The organism is Staphylococcus sp. HMSC070D05 (assembly GCF_001815595.1).
In the GTDB taxonomy this organism is placed as follows: Bacteria; Bacillota; Bacilli; order Staphylococcales; family Staphylococcaceae; genus Staphylococcus; species Staphylococcus hominis.
Genome location: NZ_KV821138.1, coordinates 119493 through 136473, shown reverse-complemented (window position 1 = coordinate 136473; position 16981 = coordinate 119493). Strand labels below are relative to the sequence as shown.

The following is a 16981-nucleotide window of genomic DNA, read 5'->3' as shown; positions in this document are numbered from 1 at the left end:
ATAAGTATAGCTTTGCCATAGAGAATAGTAGAACATTTAAAAAGTATGTTTATACCTTTAATATACTAATATACAAAGCAAAAGTCATTTTAGTTTCTTTCTATTCTCTTTCAAGTTTCTATTATATTACTTTATAAATAAGATTAAGAATAATATGATTATAGGAATTAAAATGCTAATAAATATATCAAATTTTGAATTTTTACTTTCATCAAAATCATCATTGCTTAACATCATAGATTTAATTTTATTGCTTGAATGATTTTCAAATAATGTGTTAAAAGCATCTTTTTTCATTTTGTCACTCCAAAATTTACTTTATATTGATAGTGTAGTTATTTATATATGATGTTATCATATATAATGAATGAGTATTCCATTTATATATTTACTTAAGTATTTTTAATATTTTTTTAAAAGGAAATAATGTAAAATAGATTGCTATATTAAAGGATGAATAGATATTAAGAAGTGAGGGAGTCCATGTCAAAAAAAAATAGAAATCTTAAAGACTATGAAGCACATGAAAAGAAAAAGATGAGTGGTATTTCTAAAATAATTAGTACACTTATTGTGCTTCTATTACTTGGTGGATTAGTGTTTGCAGTTTTTGCTTTTGTAGATAATTCAAACAGAGTCAATGAACGTTTAAATAATCAGTCAACGGAAGAACATAAAGATAAGAAAGATAAAGATACTAAAAGTGATAAAAAGAATGAAGAAAGTACGCAAGAAAATACAACAAGTGAAAGCAATACAAATAATAGTAAAGAAAATAAATTAGATAACGTAAAAAATCCAAATGTAACTGATAACTATTCTAATGAGCAAAATAATTCAATAAAAGTACAACCTACTAATCAAGGTAAAACAGCACAAACGCAACAATCTTCTAAAGAAACATCTACAAAACAACCTAATACAAATCAAATTCAAAGTACTCAACAAAAAGAAAACGCACAAACTCAAGAAAAAGCAACGCAAGAAGAAACAGATAAATCAACTGAAAATACTCAGTCAAGTCAATCTTCTCGTTCTAATGCTTCAACTGAAACATCACAACATAATTCAAGTAATAATGATACAACTACTACACAAGAACGAGCTAATACAAGTCAATCATCCCAAACACAAAAATCAACGATGCAACCATCTACTGCCGAAGCTAAAACACAATCATCTAGTTCAACAACTTCAGAATCAAAAAGTAATGCCCAACAATCTCAAAGATCTTCAAACGAAGAATAAAAAAAGACCTAGGTATATACACATTTTACCATGTGTGTATTTCTAGGTCTTTTAAAATATCCAGTTGAGCAAGAACGTTAAGATAATTGAAAGAACAATCGATATAAAAATAGAAGAGAAACAACCAAAAGGACAACCACAACCATAGTGATATCGTATTGTATTGTGATGTTCAGACATATCTCGATATTCTTGTTCTCTTTTAAAATAATCATCATCTTTATATCTATTATCAGAAGGATCTAAAACTTCTACATCCTTATTGTCTTTATATTTCAAAGTGATTCCTCCTATCTAGTTAATGTTTAAATTATAATTCAAACACCTATAAGGTTAACTCTATTGCATTTACTATACCCTATTTTAAATATTTAACAGATTATTTAAAATAATAAAGGTTTTCACTTGCTTTTTTATAACGACAATAGTAGTATTGCAATTGTAAAGAGGTTGAATTTTGTCCCACCTGGGACAAAAAAAGTCAAACCCCCTCTAACTCTCGATTACCTTTTGAGAAAAATAGGAGGAAGGTAGTAGTGAAAGACCTGATTAAACTACAACAAAAGTTGGTTCCTGACTTAGTTGATAAAATGTATCGACGTTTCTCTATCTTAACGACAATTTCAAATAATGAACCTGTTGGGCGTAGAAGTTTAAGCGAACATATGGATATTACAGAAAGAGTCTTAAGAACAGAAACAGACATATTAAAAAAGCAAAATCTTATACAAGTAAAATCAACTGGTATGGAAATCACTGAAGAAGGTATAAAAGTACTTAATCAATTAAGTGATTATTTTAAAGTGTATAAAGATGATAATCATTATGCTAAACATATTAAGTCCAACTTTGGAATTAAAGAAGTATATGTCATACCTGGAAATTCTGACATACATGAAGAAGTTAAGTCTGAGATGGGTAGACAAGCAGGTCATTTACTAGAAGATATATTGTATGAAGATGCAATTGTATCAGTGACAGGTGGATCAACAATGGCTAATGTTAGCCGAGCAATGCATTTATTACCATTTAATGTGTTTTTTGTTCCTGCACGTGGTGGTCTTGGTGAAAATATGGTTTATCAAGCAAATACAATTGCAGCAAGTATGGCACAACAAAGTGGTGGTTATTATACCACGCTATATGTACCAGATAATGTAAGTGAATCAACATATAATACATTACTGATGGAACCATCAGTTGTGCATACATTAGAAAAGATTAAACAAGCAAATATAACAATGCACGGTATTGGTGATGCGCTGAAGATGGCGCATCGTAGACAATCATCTGATGAGGTGATTGAAAGACTTCAACATCATCAAGCCGTTGGAGAAGCTTTCGGATATTATTTTGACGCTCAAGGCCATGTAGTTCAAAAAGTAAAAACTATTGGATTACAACTTGAAGATTTAGAAAGCAAAGATTTTATATATGCTGTTGCTGGTGGCATGTCTAAGGGAGAAGCTATCAAAGCATATCTCAGTATTGCCCCCAAAAATACAATATTAATTACTGATGAAGCAGCAGCTAAAGTAATATTAAATAAGGAATAAAAAGTTATTTAACTTTTTAAATATCATTTTAAAGGAGGCCATTATAATGGCAGTAAAAGTAGCAATTAATGGTTTTGGTAGAATTGGTCGTTTAGCATTCAGAAGAATTCAAGATGTAGAAGGTATTGAAGTAGTTGCAGTAAACGACTTAACAGACGACGAAATGTTAGCTCATTTATTAAAATATGACACTATGCAAGGTCGCTTTAACGGAGACGTAGAAGTTGTTGAAGGTGGTTTCCGTGTAAATGGTAAAGAAGTTAAATCTTTTGAAGAACCAGATGCAAGTAAATTACCATGGGGCGATTTAGATATCGACGTAGTATTAGAATGTACTGGTTTCTATACAGAAAAAGAAAAAGCTGAAGCACACATTAACGCAGGAGCTAAAAAAGTATTAATTTCTGCTCCAGCCAAAGGTGATGTTAAAACTATCGTATTTAACACAAACCACAAAGACTTAGATGGATCTGAAACAGTAGTATCAGGTGCTTCATGTACTACAAACTCATTAGCACCAGTTGCTAAAGTTTTAAATGACGAATTTGGTATTGTAGAAGGTTTAATGACAACTATCCACGCTTACACTGGCGACCAAATGACTCAAGATGGTCCACATAAAAAAGGTGATAAACGTCGTGCACGTGCAGCAGCACAAAACATCGTACCTAACTCAACAGGTGCAGCTAAAGCTATCGGTAAAGTAATTCCTGAAATCGATGGTAAATTAGATGGTGGAGCACAACGTGTACCAGTAGCTACTGGTTCATTAACTGAAGTAACAGTTGTATTAGAAAAAGAAGTAACAGTTGAAGATGTTAACAAAGCAATGAAAAATGCTGCTGACGAATCATTCGGTTACACTGAAGATGAAATCGTATCATCAGATATCGTTGGTATGAACTTTGGTTCATTATTCGATGCAACTCAAACTCGTGTCATCTCAGTTGGCGACAAACAATTAGTTAAAGTAGCTGCTTGGTATGACAACGAAATGTCTTATACTTCTCAATTAGTACGTACTTTAGAATATTTAGCTGAATTAACTAAATAATTTCGTAGCCTAGTTTAATAAAAACTTGTGCTCAGTACACTTATATAAAATGTTGAATTAAGTTAGCTTATGAGTAAGCGGGGAGCACTAGCGCTTCTCCGCTTATTTTTATATTAATCATTCCTATTTAAAGGAGGAAATTATAATGGCAAAAAAAATTGTTTCTGATTTAGACTTAAAAGGAAAAGTTGTACTTGAACGTGCTGACTTTAATGTACCTTTAAAAAATGGTGAAATTACAAATGATAACCGTATTGTTCAAGCCTTACCAACAATTAAATATATTTTAGAACAAGGCGGTAAATTGGTATTATTCTCTCACTTAGGTAAAGTTAAAGAAGAAAGTGATAAAAAAGAGTTAACTTTAAAACCAGTAGCAGATTCATTAACTGAAAAATTAGGCAAAGAAGTTGTGTTTGTTCCAGAAACACGCGGTGAAAAATTAGAATCTTCAATTAAAAATTTAAATGAAGGCGATGTATTATTAGTTGAAAATACTCGTTTTGAAGATTTAGATGGTAAAAAAGAATCTAAAAATGATCCTGAATTAGGTAAATATTGGGCATCATTAGGTGATGTGTTTGTAAATGATGCATTTGGTACTGCACATCGTGAACATGCTTCAAATGTTGGTATTTCTACTCATCTAGAAACAGCTGCAGGCTACCTAATGGAAAAAGAAATTAAATTTATCGGTGGTGTGGTAAATGATCCACATAAACCAGTTGTGGCTATTTTAGGTGGTGCTAAAGTATCTGACAAAATTGGTGTTATTAAAAATTTAGTGAATATCGCTGATAAAATCATTATTGGTGGCGGTATGGCATATACATTTTTAAAAGCACAAGGTAAAGAAATTGGTCTATCTTTATTAGAAGAAGATAAAATCGACTTTGCTAAAGAGCTTTTAGAAAAAAATGGCGATCAAATTGTATTACCTGTTGATTGTAAAGTAGCTAAAGAATTTTCAAACGATGCTAAAATCACTGAAGTATCTATTGATGAAATTCCAAGTGATCAAGAAGCAATGGATATTGGACCAAAAACAATAGAGTTATTTACTAAGGAATTACAAGGTGCTCATACAGTAGTATGGAATGGACCTATGGGTGTATTTGAATTTAGTAATTTTGCTAAAGGTACAATTGGTGTATGCAAAGCAATTGCTAACTTAGAAGATGCAATCACAATTATCGGTGGCGGTGATTCAGCAGCGGCTGCAATTTCACTAGGATTTGAAGATGATTTCACTCATATTTCAACTGGTGGCGGTGCTTCATTAGAATACCTTGAAGGTAAAGAATTACCTGGTATCAAAGCAATTAACGATAAGTAATATTTATTTGAATCATAAAAATGTTTCTTTTACGATTTTCATGGGAAAACAATAAAAGAACGTAAATATTTATAATTAATTTTAAATTTATTAATAATAGGAGTGTCAATAATGAGAAAACCAATCATAGCTGGTAACTGGAAAATGAATAAAACAGTTCAAGAAGCTAAAGACTTTGTAAACAATTTACCTACATTACCTGATGAAAAAGAAGTTGAATCAGTAATTTGTGCGCCAACAATTCAATTAGATGCATTGATCTCTCTAGTGAAGGATGGCAAAGCAAAAGGATTAAAAATTGGTGCTCAAAACACTTATTTTGAAGATAATGGTGCGTATACAGGAGAAACTTCTCCAGTGGCATTAGCTGATTTAGGTGTTAAATATGTCGTTATTGGACATTCAGAACGTCGTGAATTATTCCATGAAACAGATGAAGATGTAAATAAAAAAGCACATGCAGTATTTAATCATGGAATGACACCAATTATTTGTGTTGGTGAAACAGATGAAGAAAGAGAAAATGGCAAAGCTAACGAAGTAGTAAGCAACCAAGTAAAAGAAGCAGTAAAAGGCTTGTCAGAAAATCAACTTAAAGAAGTTGTCATTGCTTATGAACCAATTTGGGCAATTGGTACTGGTAAATCAGCCACTTCAGAAGACGCAAATGAAATGTGTGCACAAGTACGTAAAACAGTAGCAGACGTGTCTAGTCAAGATGTAGCTGATGCGACTCGTATTCAATATGGTGGTAGTGTGAAACCAAATAATGTTAAAGAATATATGGCTCAATCAGATATCGATGGTGCATTAGTTGGTGGCGCATCACTTAAAGTAGATGATTTTGTACAATTGTTAGAAGGTGCTAAATAATTATGGCTAAACAACCAACAGCATTAATTATTCTAGACGGTTTTGCTAACCGTGAAAGTGAACATGGTAATGCAGTAAAACAAGCGCATAAACCAAATTTCGATCGTTATTACAACAAATATCCTACGACTCAAATTGAAGCAAGTGGTTTAGATGTTGGCCTTCCCGAAGGTCAAATGGGTAACTCTGAAGTAGGTCATATGAATATAGGCGCGGGTCGTATTGTCTATCAAAGTTTAACTCGTATTAATAAATCCATTGAAGATGGTGATTTCTACGAAAATGAAGTGTTAGGTAAAGCAGCTCAACACGTTAAAGATCACGATTCAGCATTACATGTATTTGGCTTACTTTCAGATGGCGGTGTTCACAGTCATTACAAACATTTATTTGCATTATTAGAACTTGCTAAACAAAAAGGTTTAGATAAAGTGTATGTACATGCATTTTTAGATGGTCGTGATGTAGATCAAAAATCAGCAATTAAATATATTGAAGAAACAGAAGCTAAATTCAAAGAACTTGGTGTAGGTCAATTTGCGTCAATTTCAGGTCGTTATTACGCAATGGACCGTGATAAACGTTGGGATCGTGAAGAAAAAGCTTATAATGCTATTCGTAATTTCGAAGGACCTTCTTATGCGAGCGCTAAAGAAGGTGTAGAAGCGAATTATGCAAATGATGTTACAGATGAATTTGTTGAGCCTTTTATAGTTGAAGGACAAAATGAAGGTGTTCAAGATGGTGATGCTGTCATCTTCTTCAATTTCCGTCCTGATAGAGCAGCACAATTATCTGAAATATTTACAAATAAAGCATTTGACGGCTTTAAAGTTGAACGTGTAAATGATTTATTCTATGCAACGTTTACTAAATACAATGATAATGTTGATGCAGAAGTCGTATTTGAAAAAGTTGATTTAACTAATACAATTGGTGAAGTTGCTCAAAATAATAATTTAAAACAATTACGTATTGCAGAAACTGAAAAATACCCACATGTTACTTATTTCATGAGTGGTGGACGTAATGAAGAATTTGAAGGTGAACGTCGTCGCTTAATTGATTCACCTAAAGTTGCTACGTATGATTTAAAACCTGAAATGAGTGCATACGAAGTTAAAGATACATTGTTAGAAGAGTTAGACAAAGGTGATTTAGATTTAATTATCTTAAACTTTGCTAATCCTGATATGGTAGGTCATAGTGGTATGCTTGAACCAACAATCAAAGCAATTGAAGCAGTAGATGAATGTTTAGGTGAAGTGGTTGATAAAATTTTAGATATGAATGGCTATGCAATTATTACAGCTGACCATGGTAACTCAGATCAAGTTTTAACTGATGATGATCAACCTATGACTACTCATACTACAAACCCAGTTCCAGTAATTGTTACTAAAGAAGATGTAACATTACGTGAAACTGGTCGTTTAGGTGACTTAGCACCTACATTACTAGACTTATTAAATGTTGAACAACCGTCAGACATGACAGGTGAATCTTTAATTAAGCATTAGTAAAACTGTAAATGGTAAGATGATTTAATATTATTCTTTAATATTAAGTCATCTTAGTATAAATATTTTATTAAATAACAAAAAATAGTTATAATAATTAAGGAATCTAAATTTAAAGGAGATTATTTATTATGCCAATTATTACAGATGTTTATGCTCGCGAAGTATTAGACTCACGTGGTAACCCAACAGTTGAAGTTGAAGTATTAACTGAAAGTGGTGCTTTTGGTCGTGCTCTAGTACCTTCAGGTGCTTCTACTGGTGAACACGAAGCAGTTGAATTACGTGATGGAGATAAATCACGTTATAGCGGTAAAGGTGTTACAAAAGCTGTTGAAAATGTAAACGAAATTATCGCTCCAGAAATCGTTGAAGGTGAATTTTCAGTTTTAGATCAAGTATCAATTGATAAAATGATGATTCAATTAGATGGAACACCTAACAAAGGTAAATTAGGCGCAAACGCTATTTTAGGTGTATCTATTGCCGTTGCACGTGCAGCAGCTGACTTATTAGGTCAACCATTATACAAATATTTCGGTGGATTTAACGGTAAACAATTACCAGTACCAATGATGAATATTGTTAACGGTGGTTCTCACTCAGATGCACCAATTGCATTCCAAGAATTCATGATTTTACCAACTGGTGCTGAATCATTTAAAGAAGCATTACGTTGGGGCGCTGAAATTTTCCATAACTTAAAATCAATTTTAAGTGAACGTGGATTAGAAACTGCTGTAGGTGACGAAGGTGGTTTTGCTCCAAGATTTGACGGTACTGAAGATGCAGTTGAAACAATCATTAAAGCGATTGAAAAAGCTGGTTACAAACCAGGCGAAGATGTATTCTTAGGATTTGACTGTGCTTCATCTGAATTCTATGAAAATGGTGTATATGACTACACTAAATTCGAAGGTGAACATGGTGCAAAACGTAGCGCAGCTGAACAAGTTGACTACTTAGAAGAATTAATTAGTAAATATCCAATCATTACAATTGAAGATGGTATGGATGAAAATGACTGGGACGGTTGGAAACAATTAACTGATCGTATCGGTGACAAAGTTCAATTAGTAGGTGACGATTTATTCGTAACTAATACTGAAATTCTTTCTAGAGGTATTGAACAAGGTATTGGTAACTCAATCTTAATCAAAGTAAACCAAATTGGTACATTAACTGAAACATTTGATGCTATTGAGATGGCTCAAAAAGCTGGTTATACAGCGGTAGTATCTCACCGTTCTGGTGAAACTGAAGATACAACAATTGCTGATATCGCAGTAGCAACAAATGCTGGTCAAATTAAAACTGGTTCATTATCAAGAACAGATCGTATTGCGAAATATAATCAATTACTACGTATTGAAGATGAATTATTTGAAACAGCAAAATTTGACGGAATTAAATCTTTCTATAATTTAGATAAATAATTTTAGCAACATACTAAAATCAATAGAGTTCACGCGTTTGCCTGTCATAGAGTTGAGACTATGACAGGCTTTTTTAATATAAAATTTAAACAATAGTAAAGAAGTGTAAGATTTAACTTCAGTGATGAAACTGATATAATAATCCTGTAATTGAAAGAAGGAGAATTGAATATGGATCAACAACTTAATCAGTCAAATAAAAGAGAACGTATTGTCGGTCAACTGATTGGATATAGTTCGCTTGTATTTTGTATATTATTAATTATCCATAATTTTATTGCTTTAGATGCTCACACTGCTAAAACACTGTTAACACTAGCACATCAAAAAGCATCAAGTAGTTCAGTAGATAATATTTTAAATAGTTTTAGATATACAGGTATTATGTATATTCTCGCATATTTAGCTGGAGTAATTGCTTTATGGAATCGACATAAATATCTTTGGTGGTTTATGTTTGCCGTATATGTGTCAAATGTATTATTTACACTTGTCAACTTAACAATGGTGTTAAATGCTATTATTGAAACAAAATCGATTTTATTTATTTTACCTATTTTAATCGTCGTGATTGGTTCAGTAATATTAGCAATATATATGTTAATTATTTCAATTGTACGTAAAAGCACATTTAATCGATAGTATTTGATAACTATATTAAGAATATGTTATAATTCGGAACGTATATAATGAACGGAGGACAATTTTCATGCATACATTATTTATGGTCTTATTAATTATTGATTGTATTGCATTAATTACTGTTGTATTACTCCAAGAAAGTAAAAGTAATGGACTTTCGGGTGCGATTAGCGGGGGCGCTGAACAGTTATTTGGTAAGCAAAAACAACGTGGCGTCGATTTGTTCTTGCATAGATTAACAATTGTGTTAGCCATCATTTTCTTTTTAATAATGATTGGGATAAGTTATTTTGGTTTATAAGGTCCGACGATATCAATGTCGGGCTTTTTTATTTATAATAGAATTAACACATTTTATAAAGAAAGCATTATTTTAATATAATCATTAATGCATATTTTTAAGCTATTAAGGGAATAAAATAGATTGAGTATATAATGAATACAATCTATTTGTACAAATTAAAAAAGTAAGTATATTATAATTTTTGTTAGAGAGGGATAAAAAATGCAAATTAAGTTACCTCAACCTTTCTTTTTCCAAGAAGGTAAAAGAGCAGTCTTACTCTTACATGGATTCACAGGCAATTCCTCTGATGTAAGACAACTTGGTAGATTTTTACAAAAAAAAGGTTATACTTCTTATGCGCCACAGTATGAAGGTCATGCTGCACCGCCAGAAGAAATATTAAAATCTAGTCCATATGTATGGTTTAAAGATGTACTTGATGGCTATGATTATCTTATAGAACAAGGTTATGAAGACATAGCGGTAGCTGGATTGTCATTAGGCGGTGTATTTGCATTGAAGTTAAGTTTAAACCGTCCTGTAAAAGGTATCATAACAATGTGTGCACCTGCCGAAGTAAAAACAGAAGGTACAATCTATGAAGGTTTTTTAGAATATGCACGTAATTTTAAAAAATACGAAGGTAAAGACCAAGCAACTATTGATAAAGAAATGGAAGATTTTCATCCTACTGAAACACTCAAAGAACTTAGTGATACGTTAAGTCGTGTGCGTAATGATGTAGATGAAGTCTTAGATCCCATTTTAGTAGTTCAAGCTGAAAAAGATGAAATGATTGATCCTCAGTCAGCAAATTATATATATGAAAATGTAGATTCAGATGAAAAACAAATTAAATGGTATGCAAATTCAGGACATGTCATTACAATTGATAAAGAAAAAGAGCAAGTGTTTGAAGATGTATATGAGTTTTTAGAAGGATTAGACTGGTCTGAATAAATAATAAAAATAATCGATTGAAGAAAGGAGGGGCATGATGAATTTAAAGCAATCCATTGAAGAAATTGTAAAACAACCTGATTATGAACCGATGTCTGTATCGGACTTTCAAGATGCTTTAGGTCTTAGTAGTGCTGACTCATTTAGAGAATTAATAAAGGTGCTCGTTGAACTTGAACAGGCAGGATTGGTAGAGCGAACAAAGACAGATCGCTATCAACGTAAAGCATCAAATAAGAATTTAAGCTCAAAATTAATAAGAGGTACTTTAAGTCAAAATAAAAAAGGCTTTGCTTTCTTACGCCCAGAAAACGAAGAACTTGAAGATATTTTTATTCCACCAACAAAGATTAATCGTGCTTTAGATGGTGATACAGTAATAGTTGAATTACAAAAATCCAGAGGAGAGCATCGTGGAAAAGTTGAAGGTGAAGTAAAATCTATAGAAAAGCATTCTGTTACACAAGTGGTAGGTACGTATAGTGAAGCAAAACATTTTGGTTTTGTCATTCCTGACGATAAACGTATTATGCAAGATATATTTATACCTAAAGGACAGAGTCTTGGAGCTGTAGATGGTCATAAAGTACTGGTCCAAATCACAAAATATGCTGATGGTACAGATAATCCAGAAGGACATGTTTCTGCTATTCTAGGTCATAAAAATGATCCAGGAGTAGATATTCTTTCAATTATTTATCAGCATGGAATAGAGATTGAATTTCCTGATGAGGTATTAAAAGAAGCGGAATCAGTCCCTGAAGAAATAAAACCTGAAGAAATTAAAGGACGAAGAGATTTAAGAAACGACCTTACAATTACAATAGATGGTGCAGATGCTAAAGATTTAGACGATGCAATTAGCGTTAAACGTCTAGCTAATGGTCATACGGAATTGACAGTAAGTATTGCAGACGTAAGTTATTACGTAAAAGAAGGCTCTGCGCTAGATAAAGAAGCTTATGATAGAGCAACGAGTGTTTATTTAGTAGACCGTGTTATTCCAATGATTCCACACCGTTTAAGTAATGGTATCTGTTCATTAAATCCTGAAGCAGATCGTTTAACGTTAAGTTGTCGTATGGAAATAAATGAGCGTGGCGAAGTGGTGAATCATGACATATTTGATAGTGTTATTCATTCAAACTATCGTATGACGTATGATGCAGTGAATCAAATTATTACCGAAAAAAATGCAGAAGTACGTCAACAATACAGTGAAATTGTCCCAATGTTAGATTTAGCGCAAGATTTATCTAATCGACTTATCCGTATGCGTAAACGTCGTGGTGAAATTGATTTTGATATTAATGAAGCTAAAGTGTTGGTCAATCACGAAGGACTACCTACAGATGTCATATTGCGAGAACGTGGTGAAGGAGAGCGTTTAATTGAATCATTTATGTTAGCGGCCAATGAAACAGTTGCTGAACATTTTAACAAATTAGAAGTGCCATTTATTTATCGTGTTCATGAACAACCAAAATCAGATCGATTACGTCAGTTCTTCGACTTTATTACTAATTTTGGTATTATGGTTAAAGGTACAGGCGAAGATATTCATCCTTCAACATTACAATCTATCCAAGAAGAAGTTGAAGGTCGTTCTGAGCAAATGGTTATTTCAACAATGATGTTACGTTCGATGCAACAAGCACATTATGATGATACGAATTTAGGTCATTTTGGCTTGTCAGCAGAATATTATACACATTTTACTTCCCCGATTCGTCGTTATCCAGATTTAACTGTCCATCGCTTAATTCGTAAGTATCTTGTCGATCACTCTATGAATCATAAAGAGATGCATAAATGGGAAGAAACATTACCAGAATTAGCAGAACATACATCTCAACGTGAACGTCGCGCAATTGAAGCAGAAAGAGATACAGATGAGTTGAAGAAAGCAGAGTATATGATTCAACATATTGGTGATGAATTTGAAGGTATTGTAAGCTCTGTTGCCAATTTTGGTATGTTCATTGAATTACCAAATACGATAGAAGGTATGGTTCATATTTCTAATATGACAGATGATTATTATCAATTTGATGAACGACAAATGGCATTGATAGGTGAACGACATGCTAAAGTGTTTAGAATTGGTGATGAAGTAAAAGTTAAAGTTACTCATGTAGACGTAGATGAACGAATGATAGATTTCCAAATTGTTGGCATGCCATTACCTAAAAATGATAAATCACAGCGTCCTGCTCGTGGAAAAACGATTCAAGCTAAAACACGTGGTAAATCTTTAGATAAATCTAAAGATAATCATCATAAAAATAAAAAGAAAAAGCGTAAACAACGTAAGGGTAAAAATCAACGTCAACGTGATAAACAAAGCTCAACTAAGCATAAACCTTTTTATAAAGATAAACATATTAAGAAAAAAGCGCGTCGTAAGAAAAAATAATCAGCAAAGAGGTGACATACATTAATGGCCAAGAAAAAAACAAAATCACCAGGAACGTTGGCTGAAAACCGTAAAGCAAGACATGATTATAATATTGAAGATACCATTGAAGCAGGCATTGCGCTTCAAGGTACAGAAATTAAATCGATTCGACGTGGTAGTGCGAACTTAAAAGATAGTTATGCACAAGTGAAGCGTGGAGAAATGTACATTAATAATATGCATATTGCTCCATACGAGGAAGGAAATCGGTTTAATCATGATCCATTACGATCAAGAAAGCTGTTATTGCATAAAAAAGAGATTATCAAACTAGGCGAACGTACAAGAGAAATTGGATATTCGATTATTCCTTTAAAATTGTATTTAAAACATGGACAATGTAAAGTTTTGTTAGGTATAGCTCGTGGTAAAAAACTGCATGATAAACGTCAGGCATTAAAAGATAAAGCAATGAAACGAGACGTGGATCGTGCAATGAAAGCCCGTTATTAAGCATACTTATTGCTTAATCGGGCTTTATTTGTTATGATAAATAAAGTTGTTTAAATTAAACTGTATCTTATAATTTATAATATTGCGGGGGCGTTTTTGGATTCGACAGGGGTCCCCCGAGCTTATTAAGCGTGTCGGAGGGTTGTCTCCGTCATCAACACATTCGGTTAAATATAACTGACAAATCAAACAATAATTTAGCAGTAGCTGCGTAATAGCGCTCTGCATCGCCTAACAGCATTTCCTATGTGCTGTTAACGCGATTCAACCCTAATAGGATATGCTAAACACTGCCGTTTGAAGTCTGTTTAGATGAAATTTAATCAAACTAGCATATTGTTGGTTGTCTGTTGCTTACCAATATGCGAAATGTATCAATAGACTACACACGTAGAAAAATTTGTATCAGGACCTCTGGACGCGGGTTCGAATCCCGCCGCCTCCATCTCATAGCTTGTAACCCTATTGGTTGCAAGCTTTTTATTTTTATTGCCCCAATATAGCCCTAAATATGCCCCAATAAAAAACACTCTAATTAAAGAGTGCTTAATAATTCTTTGAATTCAAAAGACTCATCATAGTTAATGCTACTATACTCAGAATCATATTTTTTCCAAAATTTATTATTATTTTGCGGTGAAGGATGAGGAAGTTTAGTGATGTTTTCATAATCTTTAAAACGGTTTATCGCTTTACTTCCAAAACAAATAATTTTGGTGTTTTTTATATTAATTGGATGTTTTGTATTATCAAAAGTAATAGTATCGGTATTTTGATCTATGTCTTTGATTTCTATTTCATTGACAAAGTAGATACCTTTACTTTTATAACAATCAACTAATTTTTTAGGAGAATCGAGCGTTGTGAATTCTTCTTCTGTTAAAGGTTTAGTTTTTAAGAAACCTAATAATCGTCTGTATGTTGTTAATTTATATAAATTGTATTTTTTATCATTAATATTTGGAAAAAATGCAATGACTTCCGAAATATAATCGTCAACCTTTAATGGGCCATAATTTTTATTATCTTCATATGGACTTTGGCCTACTATTAAAATTTTTACTTCTTCCATTTCATCACCTCATAAATATTTTACAATTTCTTTTTGTGTACTAGGATAATAAATGTCCTTAGCGTTTACTAACTTCCTCAATAGATGAATGTCCTAATCTTTGTGCAATAACCATTAAACTAGCACCGTGATTAATCAAAATTGAAGTACGACTATGACGGATTTCATGAATTACAATTCTAGGAAAATCATCAGGAAGTAATTTGTACGCATTAGTAAACCAACGATCAATTTTACTTTCACTAAATGCTTTGAAAAAGTACTAAATAACATATAATTATCTTTATATATATTATGTTCTTTTATTTAAGAATAATTAAATTATCGATATTTTGTAGGACCCTTTGTTTTGTATTTAGTATTAAATAAAAGTTTAGTTTGTTAGTATTTAGAGTAAAGAGTTTTTTTAATTTTTAAATTTGACTCTCACTTGAGTTTTAAGAGTCGTTAAATAAAAATGATATGTGAAATTCTCTAAATGCTCTAAAAAGTATCTTAAAATTGCAAATAGAGATGTTTAAAATTTTAATAACTCTTGTACTAAAGATTTTAAAAAGAGAGGTTTTAATTTGATATTTATATACATCATTTTTTCAGCTATTTTACTTTATTATGCTTTAAAATACGGTATCAGAAATGGATTTGCTGAACTTGAAGCTAATAAAGAGGATTTAATTTATTATCAAAAAAGTTCGAATTTGTTTGAAGAAATTGGAAATATTTATCATATAATTTCGACAACTCAATCTGAGAGAGTAAATGAGGCAAAAGTTATTTATAATAATTCTTTTAATATTTTAGTTTCAGGAAAAAAACCTAAATTTATATTTGATAAATTAACTGAGAAGAAAGAACAAATTTCTAAATTAAGTATAGAAAAATAATCAGTTTAGACGATGTGTTTATGTCGAAAAAGATTATTGTGCGTTGAGAAGAATTTTTAAAAAAGGAGCTTTAAATATTTTGGAGTTTTTGTACGTTTGTAAAAAAATCATAGATATTCTAGTTGCTTTAGCAACAGTTTTTGAAGAAAAAACAGCTAAATTGTTAGTTAAAATCACAAAAAAAGAAAAAAATAGAATACGGCATTTATATCGAGAAATTTATTGTGCGTTGAGAAATATACTTAACTAAATTTGCAGATTAATGTCTACATAGCGTGAGCTATTAAGTAGGCCATTTGACAGTATTTGGGTTTGTTAAGAGTTCTAAGATTTAACGTCAGTAAAGCAATTATAAGGTTTAATTTATAAATAAATGTATTGCTATGATATTACACATATTATCGCTCTAATTTTGAATATATTTTTTATAATATTTATGTCATTAACTTTTAAATATTGGGGTGTATATATAACGATTATCTGGACAATACTTGGAGCGATAAATGCAATTTATATTTATCGTAAGAATACAAAAATGAAAAAAGATCAACGTAACAAAAATAGTTGAGATAAAGTAAATAATAGGTTTTGATCAATCTAAATTTTTATTAGTTTTGGTAATTACATATAAAAGTAAGGTACAAAGGATTATGCTTTGAATTATGATAGACCATAGTAATATACTTTCTCTCTTGATTATCAGAAAAAAATATCTAAAGCTATAGGTATTATAGAGAAGTAAAGACTATAACTGAAAAAATGTTTTATATACTTTCCACAAATGATTTGTCCTTTGTCCCAGTTATGTTGAGATTTGATTGACTTTTTTGTTCTAAATCCGTAGAAGTAGTTTATTTTTTTTGGTGGGTGTTTAATAATTAAACTTCCTAGTAAAATCATAAAAATACTTGAAGGAAATAAGAGCATTTGATAACTTCCTTTTTCAAGTTTTTGAAGAGTTTCTTTCTTAATATTATATAGAAATAATACAAAGAAGAAAATTAATATAAGTGTGATGTGAAAAAATTTTTAATGTAGTTACTGTATACAACTAAATAATTCAAACACATAAAAAATGTTAATAAAAGAATAATGAATATCTTAAACTAACGTCAAATTTAAGTCGGTTAATTTAAGTCAAAATAGAAATAACGAACTTTTATGGTTGGTTAATCAACTGTGGTGATTAAATGTAATAAAATT

General features: G+C 31.5%; 17 protein-coding genes, 1 other RNA gene and 1 pseudogene. 14 read left to right on the top strand and 5 right to left on the bottom strand.

What is annotated here, in order from left to right:
• Positions 1–126: 126 nt before the first annotated feature.
• Positions 127–297: a hypothetical protein gene (locus tag HMPREF3046_RS11350; protein WP_176746077.1), complete on the bottom strand. Its 171-nt coding sequence runs from the start codon at positions 295–297 to the stop codon at positions 127–129.
• Positions 298–483: 186 nt separating this feature from the next.
• Between HMPREF3046_RS11350 and HMPREF3046_RS06900 the strand changes: the two genes are divergently transcribed.
• Positions 484–1248 carry a DUF4887 domain-containing protein gene (locus HMPREF3046_RS06900; protein WP_070717936.1) on the top strand — a complete coding sequence of 255 codons (765 nt, stop codon included), beginning with the start codon at positions 484–486 and terminating at the stop codon, positions 1246–1248.
• A gap of 51 nt (positions 1249–1299) precedes the next feature.
• Here the strand turns inward: HMPREF3046_RS06900 and HMPREF3046_RS06895 are convergent, their stop codons facing one another.
• A complete protein-coding gene (locus HMPREF3046_RS06895) occupies positions 1300–1527 on the bottom strand; it encodes a hypothetical protein (RefSeq protein WP_049382072.1) in 228 nt (75 codons plus the stop codon).
• A 257-nt stretch (positions 1528–1784) separates the two neighbouring features.
• On the opposite strand from HMPREF3046_RS06895, the gene HMPREF3046_RS06890 reads away from it, so the two are divergent.
• The 12 genes from HMPREF3046_RS06890 (at position 1785) to ssrA (ending at position 14270) form a co-directional block, all read left to right on the top strand.
• On the top strand, positions 1785–2804 hold the full coding sequence (locus HMPREF3046_RS06890) for a sugar-binding transcriptional regulator (protein WP_070717931.1): 1020 nt from the start codon (positions 1785–1787) through the stop codon (positions 2802–2804).
• A 46-nt stretch (positions 2805–2850) separates the two neighbouring features.
• Positions 2851–3858, top strand: a complete 1008-nt coding sequence (gene gap / locus HMPREF3046_RS06885) for a type I glyceraldehyde-3-phosphate dehydrogenase (protein WP_017175906.1) — start codon at positions 2851–2853, stop codon at positions 3856–3858.
• A 145-nt stretch (positions 3859–4003) separates the two neighbouring features.
• A complete protein-coding gene (gene pgk, locus HMPREF3046_RS06880; protein ID WP_070717928.1) occupies positions 4004–5194 on the top strand; it encodes a phosphoglycerate kinase in 1191 nt (396 codons plus the stop codon).
• A 111-nt stretch (positions 5195–5305) separates the two neighbouring features.
• A complete protein-coding gene (gene tpiA, locus HMPREF3046_RS06875) occupies positions 5306–6067 on the top strand; it encodes a triose-phosphate isomerase (protein WP_070717926.1) in 762 nt (253 codons plus the stop codon).
• A 2-nt stretch (positions 6068–6069) separates the two neighbouring features.
• Complete coding sequence (gene gpmI / locus HMPREF3046_RS06870) at positions 6070–7587, top strand: 2,3-bisphosphoglycerate-independent phosphoglycerate mutase (RefSeq protein WP_070717922.1); 1518 nt, start codon at positions 6070–6072, stop codon at positions 7585–7587.
• A 131-nt stretch (positions 7588–7718) separates the two neighbouring features.
• A complete protein-coding gene (eno, locus tag HMPREF3046_RS06865) occupies positions 7719–9023 on the top strand; it encodes a surface-displayed alpha-enolase (protein ID WP_002448208.1) in 1305 nt (434 codons plus the stop codon).
• 171 nt (positions 9024–9194) lie between these two features.
• Entirely contained in the window at positions 9195–9665 is a 471-nt protein-coding gene (locus HMPREF3046_RS06860) for a hypothetical protein (protein WP_070717917.1), read from the top strand.
• Positions 9666–9732: 67 nt separating this feature from the next.
• Positions 9733–9966 carry a preprotein translocase subunit SecG gene (secG, locus tag HMPREF3046_RS06855; protein ID WP_002448159.1) on the top strand — a complete coding sequence of 78 codons (234 nt, stop codon included), beginning with the start codon at positions 9733–9735 and terminating at the stop codon, positions 9964–9966.
• A gap of 204 nt (positions 9967–10170) precedes the next feature.
• Positions 10171–10911 carry an alpha/beta hydrolase gene (locus HMPREF3046_RS06850; protein ID WP_070717913.1) on the top strand — a complete coding sequence of 247 codons (741 nt, stop codon included), beginning with the start codon at positions 10171–10173 and terminating at the stop codon, positions 10909–10911.
• A 37-nt stretch (positions 10912–10948) separates the two neighbouring features.
• On the top strand, positions 10949–13327 hold the full coding sequence (gene rnr, locus HMPREF3046_RS06845; protein WP_070717910.1) for a ribonuclease R: 2379 nt from the start codon (positions 10949–10951) through the stop codon (positions 13325–13327).
• A gap of 24 nt (positions 13328–13351) precedes the next feature.
• On the top strand, positions 13352–13822 hold the full coding sequence (gene smpB, locus HMPREF3046_RS06840; RefSeq protein WP_017175898.1) for an SsrA-binding protein SmpB: 471 nt from the start codon (positions 13352–13354) through the stop codon (positions 13820–13822).
• Between the two features lie 86 nt (positions 13823–13908).
• Positions 13909–14270, top strand: a transfer-messenger RNA (tmRNA) gene (gene ssrA, locus HMPREF3046_RS06835).
• An 87-nt stretch (positions 14271–14357) separates the two neighbouring features.
• Here ssrA and HMPREF3046_RS06830 read toward each other — a convergent pair.
• The gene (locus tag HMPREF3046_RS06830) at positions 14358–14894 is read right to left on the bottom strand and encodes a hypothetical protein (protein ID WP_070717906.1); all 537 of its coding nucleotides are present in this window, start codon (positions 14892–14894) and stop codon (positions 14358–14360) included.
• 58 nt (positions 14895–14952) lie between these two features.
• A pseudogene (locus HMPREF3046_RS11025) lies at positions 14953–15197 on the bottom strand (tyrosine-type recombinase/integrase); the annotation flags it as partial.
• 266 nt (positions 15198–15463) lie between these two features.
• On the opposite strand from HMPREF3046_RS11025, the gene HMPREF3046_RS06825 reads away from it, so the two are divergent.
• Positions 15464–15778 carry a hypothetical protein gene (locus HMPREF3046_RS06825; protein ID WP_070717904.1) on the top strand — a complete coding sequence of 105 codons (315 nt, stop codon included), beginning with the start codon at positions 15464–15466 and terminating at the stop codon, positions 15776–15778.
• Positions 15779–16477: 699 nt separating this feature from the next.
• Here HMPREF3046_RS06825 and HMPREF3046_RS11525 read toward each other — a convergent pair.
• Entirely contained in the window at positions 16478–16678 is a 201-nt protein-coding gene (locus tag HMPREF3046_RS11525) for an SdpI family protein (protein WP_256278223.1), read from the bottom strand.
• Between the last annotated feature and the right edge of the window lie 303 nt (positions 16679–16981).

Coding starts and splice junctions, on each gene's coding strand:
- HMPREF3046_RS11350 (WP_176746077.1), bottom strand. CDS start 297: ATGAAAAAAGATGCTTTTAACACATTATTTGAAAATCATTCAAGCAAT.
- HMPREF3046_RS06900 (WP_070717936.1), top strand. CDS start 484: ATGTCAAAAAAAAATAGAAATCTTAAAGACTATGAAGCACATGAAAAG.
- gap (WP_017175906.1), top strand. CDS start 2,851: ATGGCAGTAAAAGTAGCAATTAATGGTTTTGGTAGAATTGGTCGTTTA.
- pgk (WP_070717928.1), top strand. CDS start 4,004: ATGGCAAAAAAAATTGTTTCTGATTTAGACTTAAAAGGAAAAGTTGTA.
- tpiA (WP_070717926.1), top strand. CDS start 5,306: ATGAGAAAACCAATCATAGCTGGTAACTGGAAAATGAATAAAACAGTT.
- gpmI (WP_070717922.1), top strand. CDS start 6,070: ATGGCTAAACAACCAACAGCATTAATTATTCTAGACGGTTTTGCTAAC.
- eno (WP_002448208.1), top strand. CDS start 7,719: ATGCCAATTATTACAGATGTTTATGCTCGCGAAGTATTAGACTCACGT.
- HMPREF3046_RS06860 (WP_070717917.1), top strand. CDS start 9,195: ATGGATCAACAACTTAATCAGTCAAATAAAAGAGAACGTATTGTCGGT.
- secG (WP_002448159.1), top strand. CDS start 9,733: ATGCATACATTATTTATGGTCTTATTAATTATTGATTGTATTGCATTA.
- HMPREF3046_RS06850 (WP_070717913.1), top strand. CDS start 10,171: ATGCAAATTAAGTTACCTCAACCTTTCTTTTTCCAAGAAGGTAAAAGA.
- rnr (WP_070717910.1), top strand. CDS start 10,949: ATGAATTTAAAGCAATCCATTGAAGAAATTGTAAAACAACCTGATTAT.
- smpB (WP_017175898.1), top strand. CDS start 13,352: ATGGCCAAGAAAAAAACAAAATCACCAGGAACGTTGGCTGAAAACCGT.
- HMPREF3046_RS06830 (WP_070717906.1), bottom strand. CDS start 14,894: ATGGAAGAAGTAAAAATTTTAATAGTAGGCCAAAGTCCATATGAAGAT.
- HMPREF3046_RS11525 (WP_256278223.1), bottom strand. CDS start 16,678: ATGATTTTACTAGGAAGTTTAATTATTAAACACCCACCAAAAAAAATA.